Consider the following 22,620-nt stretch of genomic DNA (forward strand, 5'->3'; position numbering starts at 1 on the left):
TGCGGTCTCAATTAAAAACGGTAGACGCCGTCGTCATACGCGGACTCAATAAGCGGTCTTGCCGAAAAAGCCTTTGAGCATCGTAATGCCGATGATCTTGAGGTCCAGCCAGAAGCTCCAGTTCTGGATGTAGTAGAGGTCGAACATCACGCGCGCTGCCATCTTCTCCACGCGATCGGTTTCGCCACGCAAGCCGTTGATTTGCGCCCATCCGGTGATCCCCGGTTTGATGCGATACCGGTACATATAGTCGTCGACGAGATCCTTGTACAACTCGTCGTGCTCGACTGCATGCGGCCGCGGTCCCACTACCGACATCTGTCCTTTGAGCACGTTGACGAACTGCGGCAGCTCGTCGAGACTCGTCTTGCGCAGGAATGCACCAACCCGGGTGATGCGCGAGTCGCCGCGGCGCGCCTGCGTCAAGCGGCCGGTTTCCTCGACGTGCTGGCGCATCGTGCGGAACTTGTAGATCGCAAATTCGCGGCCACCCACGCCTTTGCGCATCTGACGGAACAGGATCGGGCCAGGTGAAGAAAAACGTACGGCAATCGCGATCACCGCCAGCAAGGGCGAGATCGACAGCAGTACGAGTGCGGCGAACAGGCAATCAAATAGACGCTTGGGCCACTCGGCGCCCGGCGTCAAGGGCGAGGCCACCAGATTGATCGCCGGCAAGCCGTGCACGTCGACGAAAGCCGGCTTCGCGAGCGCAAACTCGCGCAGGTCCGGTATCAGACGAATGTTGACGAAATCATGCCGGAACTCGCGAACATAGCATTCGATTGACGGCTGGCGCATGGGATAGCCGAGCAGCCACAGTTCACCGATGCCACGCCGCCGCATCTGGGCACCCAGCGTTTCAAGCGAGCAGACGAGTGGCAAACCGGCGATGACGCCCGCTTCCGGCGCGTGCTCGTCGTACACGATCGCGGGCGAGTAGGGTCCCGCCGAGGACGCGAGCACATGCTCAAACAGCGTGGCCGAAGCGGGACCGAGAGCGATCGCGACCGGCGAACGATCGCGCGGCGCGCCGCCGCCCAGCTTCGCCAATTTGACGAATGCAGCCTTTGCCACCAGCGACGCGCCGATGGCGGCGAACGCGAGATAGGTCAGGTTCAGGATAACGGAGAACATGATGAACCCCCGAGGAACATTGGCTTAATTGGGTCGAAATGCCGGTCGATGGTTGGCGCGATAGTCGGTTGGTGTCTTGCCCAGGTGTTTACGAAACAGCTTCGCGAGTCGCCCACCGCTGCCGATGCCACAACGCCGCGCAATCTTGTCGACTGGCAACGTCGTTTCCGCCAGCAGCCGGCATGACATGTCGAGCCGAACGTAGAGCAGATAATCGGAAGGCGTCACGCCAAACTCAGCCTTGAAGCGCCGCAAAAAATGCCGCTCGCTCATTGCGGCGATCCGCGCCGCTTCGTCGATGCTTACCTGCCGGTGCCCGTTCTCTTCGAGCCAACGGGCCGAGGCCTGAATGTTTTCGCTGACCTTGCGCGTCGCATTGCGGTGGACGATGTCGGCGAACTGATTTGGCGCGGCCGGCGACACGAGGTCCGTGATCTGACGGGTCGCATGCGCCCCCAACTCTTCCTGGATCATCGCCAGTGCGGCGCGCAGCGAATTCGGCATGACACCGTGCGGCGGCGCCAGCGTGATCCTGCCTTCCGATCCACGATAAGACGCTTTGTCGCCAGCCGATTCACTCGCGGCATAACGCCCGCATCCCGCCGCCTTCAGCAGCAAACCCCCTTCGCCGACCGGAAACACGTGTTCCGTGATCGGACATATACGGCGCAGCCATGCGAGCAGTTCCGCGTCGTGCAACGCCTGATTCAAATCCGCACCGCCCGCGACGAAGAGCGCATGGAAGCCGTCCGGGTACTGTCGCGCTTCGAGGCTCCTCGTCCAGACGAAGACAGAGGACGAGCTCGCGATGCGCCCGCCGATGGTAGAAAGCAGGCAAACGTCGAAGTGCGCCGAGTTACGTTGATCGGATCTGGCGATTTCGTTCGCGCGCTGGAACACCTCCATGATGCAAGCGATCTCTGGGAGCGCAAAGCCATCAAATAGTGCGATGCCTATTGTTTTCACTGTGTCAGTGTTGGGTAGACTGCGTCCGATATCTGCTGCGGCGGTCTCGTGCGAACGAACGCCACGACAGCGGAACACCGACGCCATCGTTCAAGTAGTTCATGTTACGAAAGGAGAACCACCGAAGTACCATGGTGGCCGAATGAAGCCACATCTTGACCGTTCAAGGAAATCTGGTTTTTATGCGTTTCCCATCAACATCCGGAACGCTAACCACATCATTCGAGCGGCGAGATTTTTTCGAACTTGCAGCGTCTGCTCGACCTTGTGCCGCAGGCGCGTGTTTCCCGCTCAAGCGAAGCCGGACGCAGCACACGCGTGACACTGTCGCAGTCGTTTCTTTACCGGGCCTCAGTTACTGTATCGATAGCGGTAACCGTAGCCGTAGCCGTAGCGTGTCGCGTGAAAGCCGTTGAACACCTGCCCCGTAACCTTGGTGCCCGATTGGTTCAAACGGTTCATCGTTTCGACCAGTTGATGCCGGCTCGTCAAGTTGGCGCGCGACACCACGAACACCGCGCCGCAGACCTGTGAGAGTGTCACCGCGTCGCTAACCGGCAGAACCGGCGGCGAATCGATGATCACGTAGTCATAGCGCGCTTCGGCGTCTTTCAGGAGGGTTGCGAATGCGGGCCGCTCGAGCAACTCACCAGGATTGGGCGGTAGCACGCCACCTGCAGGCAAAAGATCGAATCCGTCGTGGCCGGTCTTGACAATCGCGCCATCGAGCGTCACGTCGCCCGCCAAAACATTCGCCAGTCCGGCGTGCGAAGGCGCCAGCGAGAAATACCGCTTGAGTCCCGAGCGCCGCATGTCGGCATCCACGATCAGCACACGCAGCCCCTTCATTGCCAACAGATAGGCGAAGTTCGCCGCGACGAACGTCTTGCCGACACCTTGCGTCGGCCCTGTGAACAGAATCGAGCCGCCCTCCTTGCCAAGCAGCGCGAACTTGAGCGTGGTTCTCAGGGAACGCAGGGCTTCCACGCTCGGATCGGACGTGTCCTTACCCGCAAGCAGCGCCATCACCCCCTTGCCGCCTTTGTGATTTTCCTTGGCGGTCTCCAACTCGGCGGAGCTGGACGGAACCACCGCGAAGATCGGCACTTGTCCCACGCGCTCCGCCTCGAGCGGATCATGCAGCGCGTCCTTGATCGCAGCCAGCGCCTGCACCAGGACGAACGCGATCAGCAATCCGCCGAATACGCCGCCACCGATCACAACCGGAACCTTCGGCCAGTCCATTGACTCGGGCGGAACCGCCAGATCGATAATGGACACGTTACCCGTGGTGCCAGCCTCGGCGACCTCGAGCTGCTGTCCGTTCGCTACCAGCGCCGTGTAAAGCTGCGTATTCACCGCCACGTCACGCGCAAGACGCAGATAGTCCTGTTGCGTCGAAGGCAACGCCTGCACCTGCTTTTCGATCTCATGCAGCCCTTGATCGAGCGCCGCGGACTGAGCCTGCAGCGTCTGGACAGCCGGATGGCCCGCACGGAACTGCTCGCGTGTCGCCTGCAGGTTAAGATCGACCAGCGTCTTCTGTTTCGTCAGATCCACGGCGCGCGTGAGCAGCGCCTCCGTCTGCTGCTCGACGTCGATCGTTTTCGTGCGGATGCGATAGGCGTTCAAGCGGTCCTCGGACTGCTCCAGTTCCTCGCGAAACGCAGGCAGCTTGCGGTTGAGGAATTGCAGGCTCAAGCGCGACTGTTCCGCACGATGGCGGATGTTCAGCGCCACGTAAGCGCGTGCAACCTCATTGGCAAAGCGCGCGGCCCGTTCCGGGTCGCTGTTCTTGACGGAGAGCGCGATCATCGACGATTCCTTTGTCGTTTCCTCCACCTTCATGCGCTTGGATATTGACTCGATCGTGTCCTGGAGCGACGCTTCAATCAGCTTGAACGACGTGCCGGGACGACCGCGCAAGGAACGCACCTCGATAACGCCTTTGCCGGGGCCATAGTCGCTTTGCACTGTGAATTCCACGCGTTGACCGACGCGCCCCGACGCCACGTTCACGCCATCGCGATCTTCGAGGGTCCAGCGATCGCCAGCCTGAACCTGCAAACGGAACTTCTCGCCGTAGAGCGTATTCGGCACCTCGAAGACGGTCAGTTCCATGCGCTCACCGCCCCACGCAAACTGCGTGAGCCCCAGCGGCGCATCGGCCACGCCATCTGGCGGCGTGGCGAAGCGTCCATAGAGACGCCCCAGCAGCGGTACGCGGTTGGCCACGGCTATGGTGGTCCGCGCCTGCGTGGCATCGATGGCGGGTCCCAACACGGCGCGCGAAGAGAGAATGTCGAGTTCGCCGTCGATCGGCTTGTTCAGGCTGAGCGCACTGGCAACATCCGACAGCGCGCCGAGCGCGGAGCCCTGTTGTTCATCGACCTGAATGAGTGCGTTTGCTTTGTACACCGGTGCCGCGACCAGTATGTAGAGCACCGCCAGAGCGGCGATCCCCGCAGCCACGCCCGCGAACAGCCGCGCATGGCTCCGGACGTTATGCCAGAGCATCAGAAGGCTTACGTCCTCATCCACCTGATTGGGCGCCATGTTAGGGACCGGCATGTTATGCAAAGTCGATTCTGACTTCATGGTAAATGTCGCCTTCATAGGGCAGGTTGCATGGTGAGCGCGGGCAGCCAGCTATTCGCACTGCGCTCGATGAGCGTCAACGACTCATCGAACAGCGCTTCGTCGCCGCCGACCGGGTCGTGAACTTCGCGGCCGAGCCAGTGACCCAGCGTCCAGACCTTGCCGGCGGCGAACGGATAGCGTCTGAGCACTTCGCGCCGCTGGGACATCTCCATGACGAGTACGAGGTTGGCCCAGTGCAGCATCGGCGACGCCAAACGCATCGAGGAAGAGTCGGCGGGGACCGCGTAGCCTTTTGCGGTCAAAACCTTTTGTGCAATCGGATGGATCGGCACTCCGCTCAGCGCTTCCAGTCCCGCTGACTGGATAGATGCGCCCGACGCATCGGACAACGCCTCGCGGAACACGCACTCGGCCATGGGGCTCCGGCACACGTTCGCATAGCAGATCAGCAGCAGATTCAACATGGCCTCCGTCAGTCGTTCATGATCGTCGCGCGCGTTACTTGAAGGCCTCGGCTCCAAGGTACAGGGCGCTCGCGAACGGCAAAATCTGCGAAACCACGCGATAGAAGCGGGTTACGTGCGCGGCATCGACGAAGATCACGTCGCGTGGTTGCAGGAGAAATTGATCGGCCAGCACCAGCATGCCCGGCGAGGTCGCGTCGAGATGGAACACGTCCACTGTGCGGTTGGGTCCCTGCCGGAATACGTAGACTTGCGATGCATTGGCCGACAACTGATTGAGGCCGCCGGCGTCCGAGATCGCTTCAGACAAAGTGAGGACCCCGACCGGCATCACCTGCGATACGGGCTTCGTGACCTCGCCGAGTACGAACACCTTCTTGAAGCGGCGCTCTGGCACGTTGACGACGTCACCGTCCTTGAGAAGCACGTTTTGCGAAAGATCGCCGTTGTAGAAAAACGCGTACAGGTCGAGCGGAAATACTTTGCCGCCCCGATTGAGCGTCGCCCCTGCAAGGTCCGCACCCGCGCTATACCCCCCGGCGCCCGAGATGGCATCGGCGACCGTCTCCGGCGTATCGGTCAAGGCCAGCGAGCCTGGGGCCCTCACCGCGCCCGACACATATATTTTCTGGCTGCGATACGACGAGACAGTCACATCGAGTTGCGGGTTTTTCACGACTTTGTTCAGCCGGCTGGTGAGATCGGCGCGAATCGCATCGATCGTCTCGCCGGCGACCTTCACCTTCCCGATGTATGGGAAGTAGATCGAGCCGTCCGGCTGCACGACGCGGCCCACGGGATCGAGGTTACCTCCCGCGGTCGCTGACGGCACACTTGCACTCTCCGTCCCGCCGATCGAGACGATCGATGTATTCAACGCCGAAAACCCGGGGTTGTTCAGTTCCGGCCGATCCCACACGATCACCCGCAACGAATCGCCGCTGCGAACGCGGTATGCCGAAGGCGTACCCGCCGGCAAGCGCAACGAAGTCGGTACCACACCATCCGGCTGCGACGACAGACGCGCAATCAGGTCGCCGTTGAGTGAATGCAGACGAAACGTGATGCCGTCCTGCACCACTTCGGTCACCTGCGGCTCTGAACCGGACTGTGCGTTGGCGGTTTGTGCGGGAGGGGCGCCCATGTAAGACCCGGGCGCCAGAGCGCAACCGCTGAGCGTGGCCAGAAGTGCCAGTGAGAAACCGAGCGTGGCGTTGGCCCGATTCGCGAGGCGCGCCTTGAACGGCCCATGAATGAAAGCATTTCTTTTATTCAATTGTCGATCCTTGACTACTTGAGCCGTCGCACCGCTGCCGGTGCAGGCGTCACGATTCCGGATGGTTTTCACCTGCATGCCTCGCATCGGCCCACGTCAATAAACTTCCGCTGAACTGAAGAGAACGCCCGCCGCATCCTTCGGCGCGACTAGCGGCGTGCCGTCGACACCCCACTCGATGCCGATATCCGGGTCGTTCCACAACAGCGTGCGTTCGTGGTCGGGGGAGTAATAGTCGGTCGTCCTGTAAAGAACTTCGGCAACATCGGACAGCACCACGAAACCGTGCGCGAAACCCGGCGGAATCCAGAGTTGGTGCCCGTTAGCAGCCGACACGCGCGCGCCGACCCAGCGCCCGAAGGTGGGCGACCAGCGGCGCAGATCGACGGCAACATCGAACACTTCACCGACCACCACTCGCACCAGCTTGCCCTGCGGATGCTGGATCTGATAGTGCAGACCGCGCAGCACATGGCGCGCCGACACTGAATGGTTGTCCTGCACGAACCGGAAGCCACGAGCAACTTTTTCTTCGAACTCGTTCTGATTGAAGCTTTCGAAGAAGGCGCCGCGCGCGTCGCCGAAAATCTTCGGTTCGATTAGCTTCACATCGTGAATGGCAGTGTGCTTTACGTTGATTGGCATGGCGAAACCGTAGAAAGAAGTGAAGACAGATAACGGCCATAGTCGGTCCTGCATAGGTCCTATTCCGACACTGGTCCTGTGTCACTCACGCAGTGACGCACCGCACGAAAAAGCGCGGCTAGAGGAACGCTATGTTAGGAGCGTTGAAGTAGCCGATTCGGTCAAATCGTTGGCGCATTCCGACATCGTCCAAGGACATGTGGGCGTGCGCTGACCGTATTGGCCCATTATGGTTCTACAAAGAAGTCGCGCCTATCACTTTGGCGGATTCGACGACGACAGTGACCGATTTCACCATGCCTGTTGCCCTACGCTATCGCATTGGTAGCTTTTGTTCAGCGCATTATCGGCGCGCGAATCACGACGGGATCGAACGATATGCCAGTCAGGCAACTTTTCATTTTGGGTACGCGAGGTATTCCGGCGCGCCACGGTGGTTTCGAAACATTTGCCGAGAGGCTTGCGCTTTATCTCACGCAGCGGGACTGGAAAGTGACCGTGTATTGCCAGGGCGAAGCTGGCCAGACTGAGACCATCGAGGACATATGGCGCGGCATAAATCGGATCATCGTCCCCGTCACGCGCGAGGGCGCAATGGGCACGATGGAATTCGACTGGAAGTCGGTTCGCGACACGACCGAACGCAAGCCCGAGCTCGTGCTGACGCTCGGCTATAACACCGCCGTCTTCTGCACGTATTTGCGTTGGCACGGCATTACGAACCTGATCAACATGGATGGGCTCGAGTGGCGGCGCGAGAAGTGGAAATTCCATGAGCGTGTGTGGCTGTGGCTCAACGAGCGCGTCGGGTGCTGGACGGGCAATCATTTGATCGCTGATCACCCTGCCATCGCAGCGCACCTGGCAACGCGCGTCAATCGCAGGAAGATCACGACGATTCCATATGGCGCGGATCCGGTCGGCGCGGCCAGTCTTGCGCCCCTCAAGGAGCATGGGCTCGAAGACACTTTCTACGGGCTCGTGATCGCACGTCCTGAGCCGGAGAACTCGGTGCTGGAAATCGTCACCGCCTTTTCGCGCAGGCCACGCCAGGCCAAACTCGTCGTGTTGGGAAAATACGATCCTGAAGTCCATAGCTACCATCGCGACGTGTTGGAAGCGGCAAGCGACGAGGTCATGTTTCCCGGTGCGATCTATGATCAATCGGCCGTGCGGTCGCTACGGCGGCATGCCCATTTCTATCTGCATGGGCATCGCGTGGGCGGCACGAATCCGTCTCTCGTCGAAGCGCTTGGCGCCGGGAGCGCGGTGATTGCGCATGACAACGTATTCAATCGGTGGGTAGCGGGGCCCGACGCGCGGTTCTTCGCCACGGAGGCGGACTGCGATATGCACATCTCGGCATTGCTAGGCGATCCCGCTACGGCTCGGGCGATGGGCGAGGCGAGCACGCATCGGTTTGAGAGTTCGTTTCGTTGGGATAGCGTGCTGGCTCAGTATGAGGCGTTGTTGTATCGGCATCTGGACAAGGGCGCGACGCGCCTGCCGAACAAGACTCCCCGGCCGGCCTTGGGAACGGCGCAACGCGAGGCCGCGCCCGACACGCTCATGCCAGCGACCCTTGCCGCGCAACGTGCCAGCAATGCGGCAGGCCAAGACCGGCTGGAGACCGAGGTATAACGCGCAGCGCCGGATATGACGCTGACGCGCCCATGACGATCAACCTCGAGGCCGCTTTGGATACGCTGTTAACGCTCTTCTTTCTATCGCTATACACGGGATGTGTGTGTCTGCTGTTCACGAAACAACGCCACTACGTCTTCTACATCACGGTATTCTTCGTTACCGTCAACGATCTGGTATTCGTGCCGCTGAGCGATACCCTCAGCCCCACGTTGCTGGTCGTCTCAAAGGCGTGGAAGGAGATTTTCATCTCCGGCCTGCTGCTGCTCAACCTGATGCGCAGCAACCAGCATAACCGGCTCTCGCTGTCGAGCGATACGGCGCGAATCGTCTGCGTGATCCTCGTGCTGTCGGCGCTCGGCTTCGCGGTCGGTTTGACACGCAGCGGGCTCGGCGAAGCCATTCAGCAATGGCGTCGCTACTTTGTCCCGATCCTGCTCGCTGTGCTGCTGACGTCGTCCGGCCTCGCAAGGCGAGCCTCCGCACGTACGCTGATGCGACTGCTACTGTCAATGGCATGCGTCATGTCCGTTTATGCCATTTACGAGAATTTGACCTTCTCCGGCGATTTCACCAAGCTCTGGTACTACGACTTCGTCGCCCAGGCCAAGGAAAGCATCAATACGGACACGCACCTGCTGCAATACCAGTTCATGCGTGGCGACGAACTGAGAGCAACCGGATTTTTTATCTCAGCAATCGAGTACAGCCTGTTCAATGCACTCGCGTTGACCTATGCGGTGATTTCGATTTATACCAGTCGTAGCTTCTCCGGACGCCTTCATTTTTCACTGATTTCGATTCTGCTGGCGGGCGGAGAAATCGTGGCGAATGTCCGGATCGGCTGGATCGTCTTTGCGGTCGCGCTGCTTTGCGCAACCCAAGTCCATTTCTTCGGAACAAGATCGTTTCGCAAACTGGCTATCGCGCCGGTTGTCATTTTGCTCCTGTCATTTGCTTTAATTATCGTCAGCAAAGCTGATCTCGACGCGTCGTCGGTCGGTCGGCTTGCGCAGTACGCGTCGGTGCCGTCCGCGTTCAGACCGGAGGGCTATGGCCTCGGCGCGATCACAAACAACGGCGAAACTTACAAGGACTCCTGGTACATCTCGGTTCTGATGGTGTTCGGCATCGCATCGATCGGTTATGCATGGCTCATGTTCAGCCCGTTGATCGACGCCCTCGCCCATTTGAGGGTCCGTCATCGTGCCGAACTGAAAAGCGACCGCACTGCCTATGCTTTTGCCGTCGGCACGATTGGTTTTTTCTGTGCGCAGCTCTATGTGTTTGGCTTTCACTACTCGACCGGCCTCTCTCACCTCTACCTACTGCAAATCTTTATGTTTCAAGTAGCCTATGGATTACGGAATGCCTCGCCCAAGCGCGCGCCTACGTTGAACCACGGAGCGCCGGGATTAGCGCCGCTCGAACGATGAACAGGCGATCGAACCGGCTTGTCGCGCGGGGCTGCACGTTGCTTGTGCTCGGCTCTGTGCTCGCGTGTTCGTCATCACCGGCGCCCAAGGCGATCTGGTACGAGACAATGCCCGGCGCTACCCTCGCGTCCACCCGCTCCGCCGGGCCGGCCCTAGCCGGCGCACAGTCCGTCGCGACGTCGCCCCAACCAGCGCTCGGTCCCGAGGATCGCGTGTTCGTCAAAGACGGACATTTCTACACAGTCGGCGCGGACCTCAAAGCCGGCTCGGCAGACGATAAACGGATTCGCTTTTTCGGCGTCAGTCTCGCGCTTTCCGCCAATTTTCCTTCCCAAGCTGCCGGTGAAGCACTCGCCAGCCGCCTCGCCGCACTCGGCGTCAACATCGTACGGCTGCATGCGATCGATCAACCGGCTCATCATGCCGATGTGTACCCCGCCGGGATTCTTGTCGATGCTTCCCGCCCCGATCTAGACCAAGGTGCCGCACAGACGTTGAAGCGTTTAATTGCCCAACTCGGCCGGCACGGCATTTACGCCGACCTGAATCTTCACGTCAACCATACCTTTCCTGCCTTGAGGAGCGGCGATGCCATTCCGCCGCAAAGCAAACCGTTGCAGATATTCGATGGGGATATGGTGCGTTGGCAGGAGCAGTACACACGGAATCTGGCGGCCGCGCTCGATCTTCGAAATACATTCAACCTCGCGCTGGTGGAAATCGACAATGAATCCACCTTAATCGACAACTGGCAAGAAGGACGCCTGCCCACGCTCGTGACCGGCCGATATCGCGACGAACTGGCCAAACAGTGGGCGCTATACGAGCAGACACATGAACTGGCAGGCAGGCCGCTGCCGATCGCACGAACCGGCCTCGCACCCGACGATGCCCGCCACGCCGCGGAGTTCTTCGTCTCGCTCGACCAGCGCTACATCGCCCGCATCGCCAAGGCGGTGCACGCCGTCGCCGGCGACGGCGTGGCAGTCTCCGGCACGCAGATCATTCATTCGGGGCGTTGGAAGCACGGTGGCTTCGCCAATTTCGACGTCAACGCAGCGGCGAACTATATCGACGCTCATTTCTATATCGACCACTACTGGTTTCCCGCCCGTCAATGGGACTGGTCGAACTGGCGCATTTCGAATAGCTGGCTCGGTGACGCCTTTGAGAACACGCTGCTCAATGTCGCCTTTGCGCGCGCACAGGGCAAACCGTTCGTCGTCAGCGAGTTCAACCAGCCATGGCCAAATCAGCAAGGCTCGGACCTGTTGCCGGTTGTCACGCAGTTCGCCCTTTCGCAGGACTGGGACGGGCTGATCCTTTATTCGTATTCGCATGACCAGCAGTGGGACACGGCCACGCCATCGGATTTCAGCCTGAAAGGCGACTGGACCAAGTTGGTGCAGTTCGCTCAGTGCGCGCGCTACTTTCGCGAAGGCGTCCCCGCAACCGCGCTGCCCCGCGCGATAATTTCATTGCCGCGCGATGAAAGGACCACCGCAGCACTGAACAACGTGTCGGGCAATCTCGCTTCCTACCTTTCGACACACTTCAATGTGCCATCCTCGATTGCGATGGATAAGCAGATCCAGATCGGCGATGCCGCGCGCTTCGGCGTTCAGTCGACAGACGGCCCGCAGCAATCGTCGTCCTACCTGTCGTATGACCGGAACGCGCGCCAGATCGTGTTTGGTTCGTCATACGCCGCAGGACTCTCCGGCTATCTGTCGGTAAACCAGCCGGTGCGCTCCTCGATGCTGGAATTGACCCTAGCTCCGCGCAATCGTGGCTTCGCCACCGCTTTCTTGACAAGCATCGACAGTGCACCGCTCATGCAGTCCACACGGATGCTGTTGTCATTGCCCGGCTCAACAATGGGAACGGCGACCAAAGGTCCACAACAGCTCAAATCAACCGGCTTCCGCGATGCGTGGTGGACGATCCCGCCAGACACCGGCAATGCGCCATCGTCAAACCTATATGCGGTCAGCGCGCCCGTGCAAATGGAACGGATTCCCGCCAACATCGCGCTCTACGTGCACCGCGCGCATGTATCGGTCTATGCACTGGACGCTTACGGGCAACGTATTTCAACAATCGAAGCACATACCGACGGCGAACGCATCACGTTTTCGGTGAACGGCGCCGGGCAACCGTTCGCGGCCAGTTACGAGATCGTGACCCAGCGTTAAGCGCCGCTCCTACGTCCCGGTGTGCGGTTTCGGCCACGCCGAGCCGCAGCATCGGGCATCGTTCCACACGTCTCCTCTTTACCTCCGTTATCGCAACCGCGACCGCGTGGCTATCTGCATCACCGCACTGCGATCATCGTCATTCATCACGGTGCGCCAGAAAACCCAGCCAAATACGCTTAGCGCAACGGCTGCCAATCCGATTCTCGCAGTCAGCATCGGCACAAATAGCAGGCCGCACAGCAACGCAACGGCTCCAAGCGCGAGCGCCACGGTATCGCGTATCGCGCGCGGCCCGACGTGCGCGACGCGCGCGCTCATCCAGTACAGCAAGCCGGCATCGAGCAGCATCCGCATCGCCCACCCGGCGGCCGCACCGACGATGCCGGCGTGACGCGTCAGCAGAACCAGCGCGAGCACATACACAGGCAATTCGATCAGATGCAGCTTCGCGGTGACGTCGGCGCGACCGTGCGCCTGAATCAGGTTGAACGCGACTTTCGAAAACCCATTGACGAACAGTCCGATCGCCAGCAGTTGCATTACCAGCGCGCTATGCAACGCGAAGGCCGGCCCGACCCATAAGCCGAGGAATGGTTCAGCCAGCGCGACAATCCCCAGCACCAGCGGGAACAGGCAGGCGGCGATCAATTTCGAGCCTAGCGTCAGCATCGCGGCGGACTGCGAGCGGTCGACCACGAAACGGCTTGCCATCATAGGAAACAACACGCCGAACAATCCCTCCGATACGATGTTCAGCTTGAACACCACTTCATACGGGGTCGTGTAAAACGCCACTGCCGAAGTGCCCAGCAATGCGCCGATGAAGAAACGATCCATATAGACCATCAACGGCGAGACGATATTCGACACAGTCATCCAGCCGCCGAACGACAACAGTTCCTTGCACACGGTGCGATCCGGTGCTGCACCGATTAACCGCGTGCCGAGTTGACGTGCCGCGAAATGCCAATAGACGCACACGGACACGAGACGTCCAGCCACGAGCGACAGGACAATCCAGTCGAGCCGCGTGGAAAATGGCAGCACGCAAAGCGGGCCGCCGAAGGTCCACAGGCCCAGCGGCGTCCGCACCGCATTGGTGATGTCGAAACGCTGATACGCCTCCAGTACACCACGCAACCCAGTTGTCAGGATCACGGCGGGAATCGACAGCGCGAGCAGATAAAATGCGTTCACGGTCTCGTCGCGATACTGCGCCGGCACACGCAGCAGCGCTGTCAGTGCGGGAGTCGCGAATGCGACGGTGATGGCGCCCACCGTGCCGAGACCGATCATCAAAACGAGTCCCGTCGAGACAAGCGGCGCCACCTCGGCGGCCCGTGCCGCCCCGAGCCGATCGGCGACCAGCTTCGTCAAGGCTCGCCCCAGCCCGAGATCGAACAGGTTGAAATAGCCCACCACCATCCACGCGATCGTCAACAAGCCGAAACGGTCGTTGCCGATGTGCCGGATCAACATCGGAATGCTGACCGCGGCGACGATCAGCGGCAGTAGTTGCCCAAAAATGTTATACGACAGGTTGCGCATCAGGCTCGAGCCCGCCGCCCGCGGCACCACTCTTTCCGTCGAACCCGTCATCAGGACTGTCCCGTGGAATGCGGTGAAGGCTGCGGCTGCACCGGTTGCAGCACGTGCGGCGCGCTGACGTGCTCGGCTATCGCGTCCATATAGCTACGCACTGTAAAGCGGCGCTCGTACGTCTGTCGCGCCGCCTCCGCCATCGCGCCATACTGCTCCGGAGTGAGTGCAACGGCACGCTGCAAGACGCGCACGAGATCCTCCGCGTCGCCGGGAGCGAACAGCAAACCAGTCGCCCCGTCTGTCACGATCTCCTGCAAGCCGCCCGCGTTGGACGCGATCACTGGTCGCCCAGCAGCAAAGCTCTCGATCGCCACCCTTCCAAACGGTTCTGGCAGGATCGACGGCACGAGCACGAAATCGGCCCATGCAAAATGAGCCTCAGGATGATTCGTAAAGCCCTCGATCTCGACGATCTGGTCGCATGCGCCGGCTGCCGCGCGCAAAGCGTCGAGCAACGCTTCATAGCCCGGGAAAACATCGCCGATGATGCGAATCTGTACCGGCAGCGCACGGCCTACGGTTTGCAGCGCTTCAAGGACGAACTGCTGACCCTTCCAGGGATTGATACGACCGATGATCGCAATCCTCAATTCGCGAGCGCCCGTATAGCCGGGCTCAGACATGTAGGCCGGCGCACCAACGCCGTTGTAGATCACGGCTCCAGGCAGCCCGAACGCAGCAGCCGTCGCGCCCGAGTTGTACATCACGGTTGCGCCGGAAAACCGCAATAGCGCCTTGAACACCCAACGCACGCCGGGCGATGGAATTTCCCGCACATGGACATAAGCGCCACCGCGCCGGCCACGCAGCGCTGCAATGGCCGCCACGCACACCACTGTGTTCACGTAGCACACATCGTATGAGGCAAACATATCCCGGTAGGCCCGCCAGCCGGCCAGCAGCATGCTCAACGTATGCCACGGCCGCGCCTTCAGTTCGACCTTGCGCAGTATGCCGCGTCGATTGAAAAGGCAGCGCGTCGCGTACGGCCGAACCAGTTCGACCAGTGGGCCTTGCTCAGGCAACACCACATCGATCACCGCCTGCGGATGCCGTTCACGCAACGCCTCCAACGCCGACGCGAAACTCCGATCCGATCCGTACAGTTCCGCGCCCTGATGAACCATCAAAATGGCAAGCGATGCACTCATCGAAACACCTCGGCAATCACGTCAAAGAACTTTCCCGGCGCGCGCGGACCAACCGACACTCGCAAGGCCTTCCACAGCACATAACATCGTATCGCCAGTACTTCGAGCAGGTTACGGTCGAACACATGCAGCCACGACTGCCATAGCCATATCTGACGTTGCAGGGCCGCTCGCGCGTCGGTCGTGCTGCGCAGCGCTGAATCGTGACCGAGTTCCGCGTCGTGCAGGTAAGCCCTCGCACCGTGCCGCGCCAGATCACGGCAGAACTGCGTGTCGACGCCATAAAGACGCAGCCGCTCATCAAACGGCTGCGGTGCAAGTTGTGCAAGCAAGGCGCTACTGATGCATAGCCCGCTCATCATCGCGGTAAAGTGTCGCGGCAACATCGCGTTCGTGGCGACGCTGCGCAACGCCTCGCCCTTGATCCACCGCAAGCGCCCCGGGCTGATCAAACGCTCGCCGTGACGGATGACGGGCACGAATACGTCCGCCTCGACCTTGTCGATGCCGTTGGTCAGTTTTTCGAAGAAATTCGCGCCCACATTGGAATCCTGATCGAAGATAACCACATGCCGACGCGTCGACTCACGCACCAGCAGGTTGTACACCTTCGATAGCGGCTCGTTATCCGGAGAAGCCAGATAGCGCCAGAGGAACGGCAGAAAGTTGGGATTCGGCGGCGCAGGCACTGAGCGCGCGTTGTCCCAGATATGAACCTCGACGTCGATTCCAAGCGCGGCGAAATCGATACGGCTCAACGAAACAAGAGTTTCGGATGCCTCCGGATCGCATCGGTACAGGACGACGAAGATATCAAGTGCGGTCATGGTCATCCCCACGCCTGCTGCCCACCACACGCCCCGGGATACCCGCCACGATCGAAAACGGCGCCACGTCGTGCGTGATCACCGAACTCGCCGCGATAACACTGCCCCGCCCTATTGTCACCCCGCCCAGCACGGTAACGCGTGCGCCCAGCCAGCAATCCTCTTCGATGGCGATCGGCTTGCGAGTCGTCCCTTGCTCCCGAATCGGCCGCGACAGATCTTTGAAATTGTGATTTTCCGGATGCGCGCTGAAGTACTGACCGATGATCGTGTTCTTCCCGATCGACACGCCCCCTGAACCGCCGACGCTCGAATACTCGCCGATGCCGCATCCGTCGTCGATATGAATATGGCTGCCGGGCCGCGCCACGTCCGTGCCGACAATGAGCCTCGAATACGCGCCGATGTTGACCCGTGCACCAAGCCGCAAACCATCACGCCCCAGTCCGCTGAGAATCGCGCCGTCGCCAATGGTGGCGTAGCGTCCGATTTCGATATTCCTCGCGAACCGCAGCCGCACGTTCCGGCCGACAAAGCACACGCCCGCCCGTTTGCAACGCAGCGACAGCAGCGTGCCTCGCAGAGCATTCCAGCTCTGTTCCGCGAGATAGAGCATCAGATCCACGCCACCCACTTCATTGGCGATCTGCTTGCCGGGACGAACACGCGCCAGTGCCAGATTCATCATCTTTCTCAACATCGCATCGCCATTCAAGATGCGCGTACCGGCGGCACGATGCAGCCGGGACACGCGTTACGCGCATTGCTCGTCGCGCTTAACCTGCTGCAAGCGCGGCGTCGCGGCCAATCGTGTAGTAGGCCCAGCCGGCCTCTCTCATCGCATGCGGGTCGTACAGATTGCGTCCGTCGAAGATCAAGGTGTCGTTGAGCGCAACCTTCATCTGCTCGAAATCGGGGCTGCGAAATTCCTTCCATTCAGTGAGGATCACGAGCGCATCGGCACCGACAAGCGCTGCGTCACGGTCGTGCGAGAATTCGATGCGCGAAAAGCTTTCCGCATTGAGGTCCGTGCTGAGGCAATGGCGGGCTTCTTCTGTCGCGACCGGATCGTAGACGCTCAACGTCGCACCGTGCCGCAGCAGATCGGCGATCAGGCGGCGGCTCGTTGCTTCTCGCATATCGTCGGTATTCGGTTTGAACGACAGACCCCACACCGCGAAACGCTTGCCCGCCAGTTCGCCGCCAAAATGTTTGCGCACCTTGTTGAAGAGCACGGTCTTCTGACGTTCGTTGACGAACTCGGCCGAAGCGAGAATATTCAGTTCCATGTCGTATTCCGCGGCGGTTCGAATTAGCGCCTGCACATCTTTCGGAAAGCACGAGCCGCCGTATCCGCACCCCGCATACAGGAAGCTATAGCCGATGCGTGGATCGGAGCCGATGCCGCGGCGAACGTTTTCAATGTCGGCGCCCACGCAATCCGCGAGATTGGCCATCTCGTTCATAAAGGAGATGCGTGTTGCCAGCATCGCGTTCGCTGCATACTTCGTGAATTCGGCCGAGCGCACGTCCATGAACAGCGTGCGCTGGTGATTGCGATTGAACGGCGCATAGAGATGCTCGAGCAGGCTCCGCGCGCGCAAGCCTGAGACATCGTCATCACAGCCGATGACGATGCGATCCGGTCGCATGAAGTCGTCGATAGCGGCCCCTTCCTTGAGGAACTCGGGATTCGACACCACCGCGAACGGCAAATCGGCATTACGCGCGGTCAGTTCTTTTGCAATCGCGTCGCGAACCTTGTCGGCGGTGCCGACCGGCACAGTCGATTTGTCGACGATCACTTTAAAGGCGCTCATGTACTTGCCGATGCCCTTCGCCGCAGCAAGCACGTACTGTAGATCGGCGGACCCGTCCTCGTCAGGCGGCGTGCCGACCGCGATGAACTGGATGTCGCCGTGTGCGGCGGCCAACGCCACGTCAGTCGAGAACGTCAGCCGGCCCGCTTCGCGATTGCGCTCGATCACGTCTGCCAAACCCGGCTCGTAGATCGGCACCTGGCCGTTGTTGAGCATCGCGATTTTTGCTTCGTTGACGTCGAGGCATAGCACGTCATTGCCCAGCTCTGCCAGGCACGCGCCCGTGACGAGGCCGACGTATCCGGTTCCGATAATGGTGACTTTCATTGATCCGCGTATCAGGAAGTGAGAATAGACGGCGTAGCGGCGACAAACATGCCTGCACGCCTCACGATGGTTAACACTCGATCGGTGCCATTCTTCACGAATCTTCCGGCGAGGAGATTTATCTGGCGGATTTCGCCAACATAATTTCCGTATATCGCAAGTTCGAAGCCGAGATGTGACGGGCTCGCCGAGCGTTCACGCAAACCATTCGTAACGCACACGTGACACGACGCGCGACGTTACCTTCGGAAGGCGGCGTGCATTTGCTCTAGCCAAAAAGCGGGGCTTCTTTCGCCACTTTGCGCGAGTGACGCTGCGGCGAATCAACATTCAATAGCAAGTCGCGCGAGGGATGTTGCCGGCTTTACTTCGGCCGCTAAAACGGTCGCGGTTCACCGATTTGCCGGCTCCCCAAGCCAGACGCGCCTACAGGTCACACACGAGACGGCGGATAAAGACAAACGTTTGTCAAGAAATTCACTGTGTCGCTCTGTAGTCTCCACTCATCTGAATTTCAAATATCGTTAGGCAAAACGGACGGCAATATGGTGATCGCTCTTTCGCTTCTTTCCAAATTTTGTCTCGCGTGGACCCTCGTCTATCTGATCTTCAGCTTCTTCTCCGCCTTGGAGGTCGGAAGGCGACACTATCAAAGGCTGGTATTCCTCGAGTTTCAGCCGCGTCGGGCGCGTGGATCGTGGGAGGCTGCGAGAACCAGATGGATGAAGCGGATGAGACTGTCCACGATTTTTCTAGTGCCGATCGGCATAGCATCGTTCATCGCATCCGCCATCGTTTCCTGATCCACAGCCACCGATCTCACGGCCGGGACGGAGCGATTCAAACCACCACCGATACCTGCTTCAAGACCACCGAAGCGCTGGCGGCAAGCGGATCGACCAACGCTTTTGCGGCTTCATCGGTTCGGCCAATAACGTCGACTTCTATTAATCGTTTGGCGACCTCGCCCCGACCCGGCATTAACGATCGCCGGTCCAACTCTGTCGCCGAGGCGCGGCGATCCGCCTGCAGATTTGAGAAATCCGCGCTTAGGACAAATTGCCTGAAGACGCTTCTTCGCGTAGTCGATAGTCGGTAGGTGTCGTGTCCAGATACTTTCTGAACAGCTTGGCCAACTGACCGCCGCTGCCGATTCCGCAGCGCCGCGCGATCTTGTCGATTGGCAAACGCGATTCAACGAGCATCCGGCAGCTCATGTTCAGACGCGCACGAAGCAGATACTCGGAGGGCGTCATGCCAATTTCGCTCTTGAAGCGGCGCAGAAAATTGCGCTCGCTCATTGCCGCGACTTGCGCGGCATCGTCGATCGAGATAGGCCGATCGACGTTCGCATCCAGCCAGCGCGCCGACGCCAGGATCTTCTCGCTGACCCGATGCGCCCCGCTGCGTGTAATGGACGAGTCGAAGGGCGTCTCGTGCCGCGGCTCGACCGATTCGGCAACCCGCCGCGCCAGTTCAAAGCCGAGATCCTCTTCGACAATGCGCAGTGCCGTCGCCACCGCATCGGGCGCTTCGCTCAGCGGCAGTGCCGGATGAAGGCCGCGCGCTTCATTGCGGCCGTAGAGAAGCGGAGAGTATCGGCTGGGAAGCCCGGCCGCTTCCAGAAGCAGTTGTCCTTCGGAGATCGGATGAACAATCTCGCTGAACGGATGCCTGCGGCGCAGCCAGTTGCCGAGGCGTTCGTCGCGGCACGCCTGCTGCACGCCGGCGCCGCCCGCGATGAACAGCAGGTGCGTGTCATTCGTGCCGCGGTGCGACTCGACGCCCTCGGTCCAGACGAACATCGACGACGAACTCGCGATGCGGCCACCCGAAGCGGACAGCAGCGAGACGTCATAGCGTGCGGAGCCCGATCGCGGAGAGACGCTGAGCGCGTTCGCCTTCTGGAAGATCTCGATGATCGCTGCGACCTTTGGCAGCGCAAAGCCATTGAACAACGCTACGTCGACGCGTGTCGTTTCGCTCGTTTGCTCCGGCACGGTTGCTTGCCGCGAGCAGCACGGCGGCGGACTATGAACCAGTTCCATTCTTTTCCCCCGGAATATTGTGGCCTGCAAAACTCTCTGAAGACTGTTTCATTTTCTTTTGGCCCATCCTATACAAATGACTCTCGCGCCGTTATTACATGGCCGAAATAGCCAACACATTGGCCGCTCAGGACATTGAACCACGACACCTGGCGCGACGCTTCCAGATGAAAACGAAAAACTGAGACGGAATGTATATAACCTGATTCAAATTGAGTTATATGCGGTTTGATATAAAGAAGGCGTTGAGGAATCGAAGCCGAAGCATTCCGGCGCGGCGTTTGTTCACCTCAAGATCGATTCGGAATTTTGGAGGTAGGGCTTTCCTGAGTTTGTACTGACAGATGCCGCCGTTATTATATGAGCGACTGCCAGTCAGTTAGCATCGAGTTGCGGGCTGAACGTCTCGTTCAGACAGGATTTATCGGGGCCGCCATACTTTCAGCAAACGATTGCGCGCGGGGCTAAAAAAGCCGGACGCGCAGCCGTTAACGCATTCATGCACAAAAAAGACATTCAGGCAATCGTTGATGCCGCCCTCGAAACCGCCAATACCATTGTAGGCGCGAGAGAGTGGAATTCGGTCGAAGATGCCAGCGCGATGCACGACGTGATCTTTTGGGACATGATCGTCAAGCGCTTGCCCGATATGACCATGGCCGATCTTTTGTCGATTCTGGATTGAGCGCTTCGCGCGTAGTGCTGGCCGCGCATTGTCCGCAGCCCGACCGGCCGATATTCCGATAAAGCGCAACGCATACGTTTAAATCAGCGGTTATGACGACATCCGTGAATGCCGTTTGCTGGAGCGGTACTCGGTAGGTGTTTTCCCTAGATACTTGCGAAAAAGTTTCGAAAGTCGGCCGCCGCTGCCGATTCCACTGCGGCGCGCTATTTTGTCGACCGGCAGACTGGTTTCAATAAGCAGTCTGCAACTCATGTTTAGTCGCACATACAGAAGATAGTCGGAGGGCGTGACGCCCATTTCGATCTTGAAGCGCCGAAGAAAATTTCTCTCACTCATGGCCGCGACCTGCGCCGCCTCGTCGATCACGATCGGTCGATCACCGTTTGCCTCCAACCATCGCGCTGCCGCCTGAATTTTTTCGCTGACGGACGCCGACGCACTTTTACTTAAAATCGCGGTGAACTGTGTCTCGGCGGGCGGCGCCACCCAGCCTGCGATTTGGCCCGCGATTGCGGTACCCAAATCGGCTTCGACAACGCTCAATGCAGCTTGCAGTGGGCTGAACGGAACGGTCAAAACGCCAGCAACCGGCGCGTTCCGCACGGTTTGATAATGACTTTCGCCGTAGTGGCGAGCGCTGAAGCTTTGTCCGAATCCAGCGGCTTCCAGAACAACGCGCCCTTCGCCGGTTGGAAAGACCAGTTCGCTGCGCAGGTAGGCCAAACGCAGCCAGGTAATCAGTCGCTCGTCACGCAGTGCGTTGTGCGCCTCCGTACCGCCTACGACAAATAGTGCCCGGAAATTGTCGGCGGGGCGGAACGTTTCAATGCTCTCACTCCAGACGAACACCGAAGACGAACTTGCGACTCTGCCACCGGAAGCCGATAAAAGACCCACGTCATAAGGTGTTCGGCCAGACCGCTCGATTCCGGCAAGCGCGTTTGCCGACTGGAATACCTCGATGATCGCGGCAGCCTCCGGGAGCGCGAAACCATCGAACAAAACGATGCCGATATGTCCGACCGGTCGAGGACTGAGTAGCGCTTCCGGGCTCACCGCCTTGTCACTGTGAACTTCCGCAGAACACGCCATCGTAGTTTTCCCTCAGAATTGGTCGCAATATTCCGGCTGACCTGGAACCGGATTTGTTCGGTCCGATCCTACATAAGCATTAATGACGTTGCTAAGTGGCGTCTGAATTCGCCAATATGTTGGCGTGCAAGGTCAATGCCGGGCTTTACCTTCGATGCGTTTTGGGAGGGATTCGTTTTTTCAGAAAAATGCATTTATAATTAACCGATGCATGCAATCGTTAATTGACAGATTAATTCTGGCAATTTATCCAATTAACGATTTCTGATGCACTGGGAGTCGGAATCCCACCCCATGCTCCCACCCCCATGCGGCCTCGAGTCGATCTGGTAGGTTTCGTCGGCCCGCCGCGGCCGTCCCTAGCAGGCTGCTGAAATACAGTCCGACAGAAGCAGCCTTTCTGCACTTACGCGGCTCTCGCCACAAGGTTTATCGCATTGTGCAATTTCAACGTGAATTCCACGCTTGTTCGGCAGTTTGAGGCCAATTTCTGGCTTCATTGCCGCGTTTTTCGCTGCTACAGACGGACTTGTGTCAGTGAGCGCATGCGCACGAGGTTGTAGGCAGCCATGTTCAACACGAACATCTGGTCCACTTTCTTCAACCCGCGCACCACCACCTGGCGCATGCGCCCCACGGTCTTGGCCCACCCGAAGCCTTGTTCGATCAACTTGCGCTTTTGCTGCGAAATGGCGTAG

General features: G+C 59.6%; 18 protein-coding genes. 4 read left to right on the top strand and 14 right to left on the bottom strand.

Annotated elements, in window-relative coordinates:
* Positions 1-45 precede the first annotated feature (45 nt).
* The 6 genes from BUE39_RS11605 to rfbC form a co-directional block, all read right to left on the bottom strand.
* Positions 46-1,137 (bottom strand): undecaprenyl-phosphate glucose phosphotransferase, encoded by a 1,092-nt coding sequence (locus BUE39_RS11605; RefSeq protein WP_073428797.1) that lies wholly within the window; start codon positions 1,135-1,137, stop codon positions 46-48.
* Positions 1,138-1,161: 24 nt separating this feature from the next.
* Entirely contained in the window at positions 1,162-2,190 is a 1,029-nt protein-coding gene (locus tag BUE39_RS11610) for a GlxA family transcriptional regulator (RefSeq protein WP_073428798.1), read from the bottom strand.
* A 264-nt stretch (positions 2,191-2,454) separates the two neighbouring features.
* A complete protein-coding gene (locus BUE39_RS11615; RefSeq protein ID WP_159442555.1) occupies positions 2,455-4,674 on the bottom strand; it encodes a polysaccharide biosynthesis tyrosine autokinase in 2,220 nt (739 codons plus the stop codon).
* Between the two features lie 41 nt (positions 4,675-4,715).
* Positions 4,716-5,168: an arsenate reductase/protein-tyrosine-phosphatase family protein gene (locus BUE39_RS11620; RefSeq protein ID WP_073428800.1), complete on the bottom strand. Its 453-nt coding sequence runs from the start codon at positions 5,166-5,168 to the stop codon at positions 4,716-4,718.
* Positions 5,169-5,202: 34 nt separating this feature from the next.
* Positions 5,203-6,522 (bottom strand): polysaccharide biosynthesis/export family protein, encoded by a 1,320-nt coding sequence (locus BUE39_RS11625; RefSeq protein WP_159442556.1) that lies wholly within the window; start codon positions 6,520-6,522, stop codon positions 5,203-5,205.
* 18 nt (positions 6,523-6,540) lie between these two features.
* On the bottom strand, positions 6,541-7,089 hold the full coding sequence (gene rfbC / locus BUE39_RS11630) for a dTDP-4-dehydrorhamnose 3,5-epimerase (protein ID WP_073428829.1): 549 nt from the start codon (positions 7,087-7,089) through the stop codon (positions 6,541-6,543).
* A 303-nt stretch (positions 7,090-7,392) separates the two neighbouring features.
* Between rfbC and BUE39_RS11635 the strand changes: the two genes are divergently transcribed.
* The 3 genes from BUE39_RS11635 (at position 7,393) to BUE39_RS11645 (ending at position 12,364) form a co-directional block, all read left to right on the top strand.
* Entirely contained in the window at positions 7,393-8,730 is a 1,338-nt protein-coding gene (locus BUE39_RS11635; protein ID WP_235004861.1) for a DUF1972 domain-containing protein, read from the top strand.
* A gap of 32 nt (positions 8,731-8,762) precedes the next feature.
* Positions 8,763-10,169 (top strand): hypothetical protein, encoded by a 1,407-nt coding sequence (locus tag BUE39_RS11640; protein WP_073428802.1) that lies wholly within the window; start codon positions 8,763-8,765, stop codon positions 10,167-10,169.
* A gap of 107 nt (positions 10,170-10,276) precedes the next feature.
* Positions 10,277-12,364 carry a hypothetical protein gene (locus tag BUE39_RS11645; RefSeq protein WP_143031928.1) on the top strand — a complete coding sequence of 696 codons (2,088 nt, stop codon included), beginning with the start codon at positions 10,277-10,279 and terminating at the stop codon, positions 12,362-12,364.
* An 87-nt stretch (positions 12,365-12,451) separates the two neighbouring features.
* Here the strand turns inward: BUE39_RS11645 and BUE39_RS11650 are convergent, their stop codons facing one another.
* The 6 genes from BUE39_RS11650 to BUE39_RS11680 all read right to left on the bottom strand — a co-directional run bounded on the left by BUE39_RS11650 (position 12,452) and on the right by BUE39_RS11680 (position 20,142).
* Positions 12,452-13,966 carry a flippase gene (locus BUE39_RS11650; protein WP_073428804.1) on the bottom strand — a complete coding sequence of 505 codons (1,515 nt, stop codon included), beginning with the start codon at positions 13,964-13,966 and terminating at the stop codon, positions 12,452-12,454.
* Positions 13,966-14,874, bottom strand: a complete 909-nt coding sequence (locus BUE39_RS11655; RefSeq protein WP_235004863.1) for a glycosyltransferase family 4 protein — start codon at positions 14,872-14,874, stop codon at positions 13,966-13,968. Before BUE39_RS11655 ends, BUE39_RS11650 begins: the two co-directional genes overlap by 1 nt.
* Positions 14,875-15,116: 242 nt before the next feature.
* Positions 15,117-15,947: a glycosyltransferase family 2 protein gene (locus BUE39_RS11660; RefSeq protein ID WP_159442558.1), complete on the bottom strand. Its 831-nt coding sequence runs from the start codon at positions 15,945-15,947 to the stop codon at positions 15,117-15,119.
* Positions 15,934-16,698 carry an acyltransferase gene (locus BUE39_RS11665; protein WP_084561395.1) on the bottom strand — a complete coding sequence of 255 codons (765 nt, stop codon included), beginning with the start codon at positions 16,696-16,698 and terminating at the stop codon, positions 15,934-15,936. The genes BUE39_RS11660 and BUE39_RS11665 overlap by 14 nt, the downstream gene beginning before the upstream one ends.
* A 25-nt stretch (positions 16,699-16,723) precedes the next feature.
* Positions 16,724-18,094 carry a UDP-glucose dehydrogenase family protein gene (locus BUE39_RS11670; RefSeq protein ID WP_073428807.1) on the bottom strand — a complete coding sequence of 457 codons (1,371 nt, stop codon included), beginning with the start codon at positions 18,092-18,094 and terminating at the stop codon, positions 16,724-16,726.
* Between the two features lie 1,049 nt (positions 18,095-19,143).
* Positions 19,144-20,142 (bottom strand): GlxA family transcriptional regulator, encoded by a 999-nt coding sequence (locus BUE39_RS11680; RefSeq protein ID WP_073428809.1) that lies wholly within the window; start codon positions 20,140-20,142, stop codon positions 19,144-19,146.
* 499 nt (positions 20,143-20,641) lie between these two features.
* On the opposite strand from BUE39_RS11680, the gene BUE39_RS11685 reads away from it, so the two are divergent.
* Positions 20,642-20,827 (top strand): hypothetical protein, encoded by a 186-nt coding sequence (locus tag BUE39_RS11685; protein ID WP_073428810.1) that lies wholly within the window; start codon positions 20,642-20,644, stop codon positions 20,825-20,827.
* 90 nt (positions 20,828-20,917) lie between these two features.
* Here BUE39_RS11685 and BUE39_RS11690 read toward each other — a convergent pair whose 3' ends face one another.
* Both BUE39_RS11690 and BUE39_RS11695 read right to left on the bottom strand, forming a co-directional pair.
* Positions 20,918-21,922 carry a GlxA family transcriptional regulator gene (locus BUE39_RS11690; protein WP_073428811.1) on the bottom strand — a complete coding sequence of 335 codons (1,005 nt, stop codon included), beginning with the start codon at positions 21,920-21,922 and terminating at the stop codon, positions 20,918-20,920.
* Between the two features lie 517 nt (positions 21,923-22,439).
* Positions 22,440-22,620, bottom strand: a 181-nt coding sequence (locus tag BUE39_RS11695) for a transposase (RefSeq protein WP_200799511.1), incomplete at its 5' end; no start/stop codon positions are given.

Source organism: Paraburkholderia terricola (assembly GCF_900142195.1).
GTDB classification, from domain to species: Bacteria; Pseudomonadota; Gammaproteobacteria; order Burkholderiales; family Burkholderiaceae; genus Paraburkholderia; species Paraburkholderia terricola.

Bases quoted from the DNA above. Each gene is read 5' to 3' on its own strand.
- BUE39_RS11640 (WP_073428802.1), top strand. From the start codon at position 8,763: ATGACGATCAACCTCGAGGCCGCTTTGGATACGCTGTTAACGCTCTTC.
- BUE39_RS11605 (WP_073428797.1), bottom strand. From the start codon at position 1,137: ATGTTCTCCGTTATCCTGAACCTGACCTATCTCGCGTTCGCCGCCATC.
- rfbC (WP_073428829.1), bottom strand. From the start codon at position 7,089: ATGCCAATCAACGTAAAGCACACTGCCATTCACGATGTGAAGCTAATC.
- BUE39_RS11685 (WP_073428810.1), top strand. From the start codon at position 20,642: ATGCACAAAAAAGACATTCAGGCAATCGTTGATGCCGCCCTCGAAACC.
- BUE39_RS11690 (WP_073428811.1), bottom strand. From the start codon at position 21,922: ATGGCGTGTTCTGCGGAAGTTCACAGTGACAAGGCGGTGAGCCCGGAA.
- BUE39_RS11670 (WP_073428807.1), bottom strand. From the start codon at position 18,094: ATGAAAGTCACCATTATCGGAACCGGATACGTCGGCCTCGTCACGGGC.
- BUE39_RS11680 (WP_073428809.1), bottom strand. From the start codon at position 20,142: ATGGAACTGGTTCATAGTCCGCCGCCGTGCTGCTCGCGGCAAGCAACC.
- BUE39_RS11625 (WP_159442556.1), bottom strand. From the start codon at position 6,522: ATGCAGGTGAAAACCATCCGGAATCGTGACGCCTGCACCGGCAGCGGT.
- BUE39_RS11610 (WP_073428798.1), bottom strand. From the start codon at position 2,190: ATGGCGTCGGTGTTCCGCTGTCGTGGCGTTCGTTCGCACGAGACCGCC.
- BUE39_RS11615 (WP_159442555.1), bottom strand. From the start codon at position 4,674: ATGCCGGTCCCTAACATGGCGCCCAATCAGGTGGATGAGGACGTAAGC.
- BUE39_RS11660 (WP_159442558.1), bottom strand. From the start codon at position 15,947: ATGACCGCACTTGATATCTTCGTCGTCCTGTACCGATGCGATCCGGAG.
- BUE39_RS11655 (WP_235004863.1), bottom strand. From the start codon at position 14,874: ATGCTGCTGGCCGGCTGGCGGGCCTACCGGGATATGTTTGCCTCATAC.
- BUE39_RS11650 (WP_073428804.1), bottom strand. From the start codon at position 13,966: ATGACGGGTTCGACGGAAAGAGTGGTGCCGCGGGCGGCGGGCTCGAGC.
- BUE39_RS11645 (WP_143031928.1), top strand. From the start codon at position 10,277: ATGCCCGGCGCTACCCTCGCGTCCACCCGCTCCGCCGGGCCGGCCCTA.
- BUE39_RS11620 (WP_073428800.1), bottom strand. From the start codon at position 5,168: ATGTTGAATCTGCTGCTGATCTGCTATGCGAACGTGTGCCGGAGCCCC.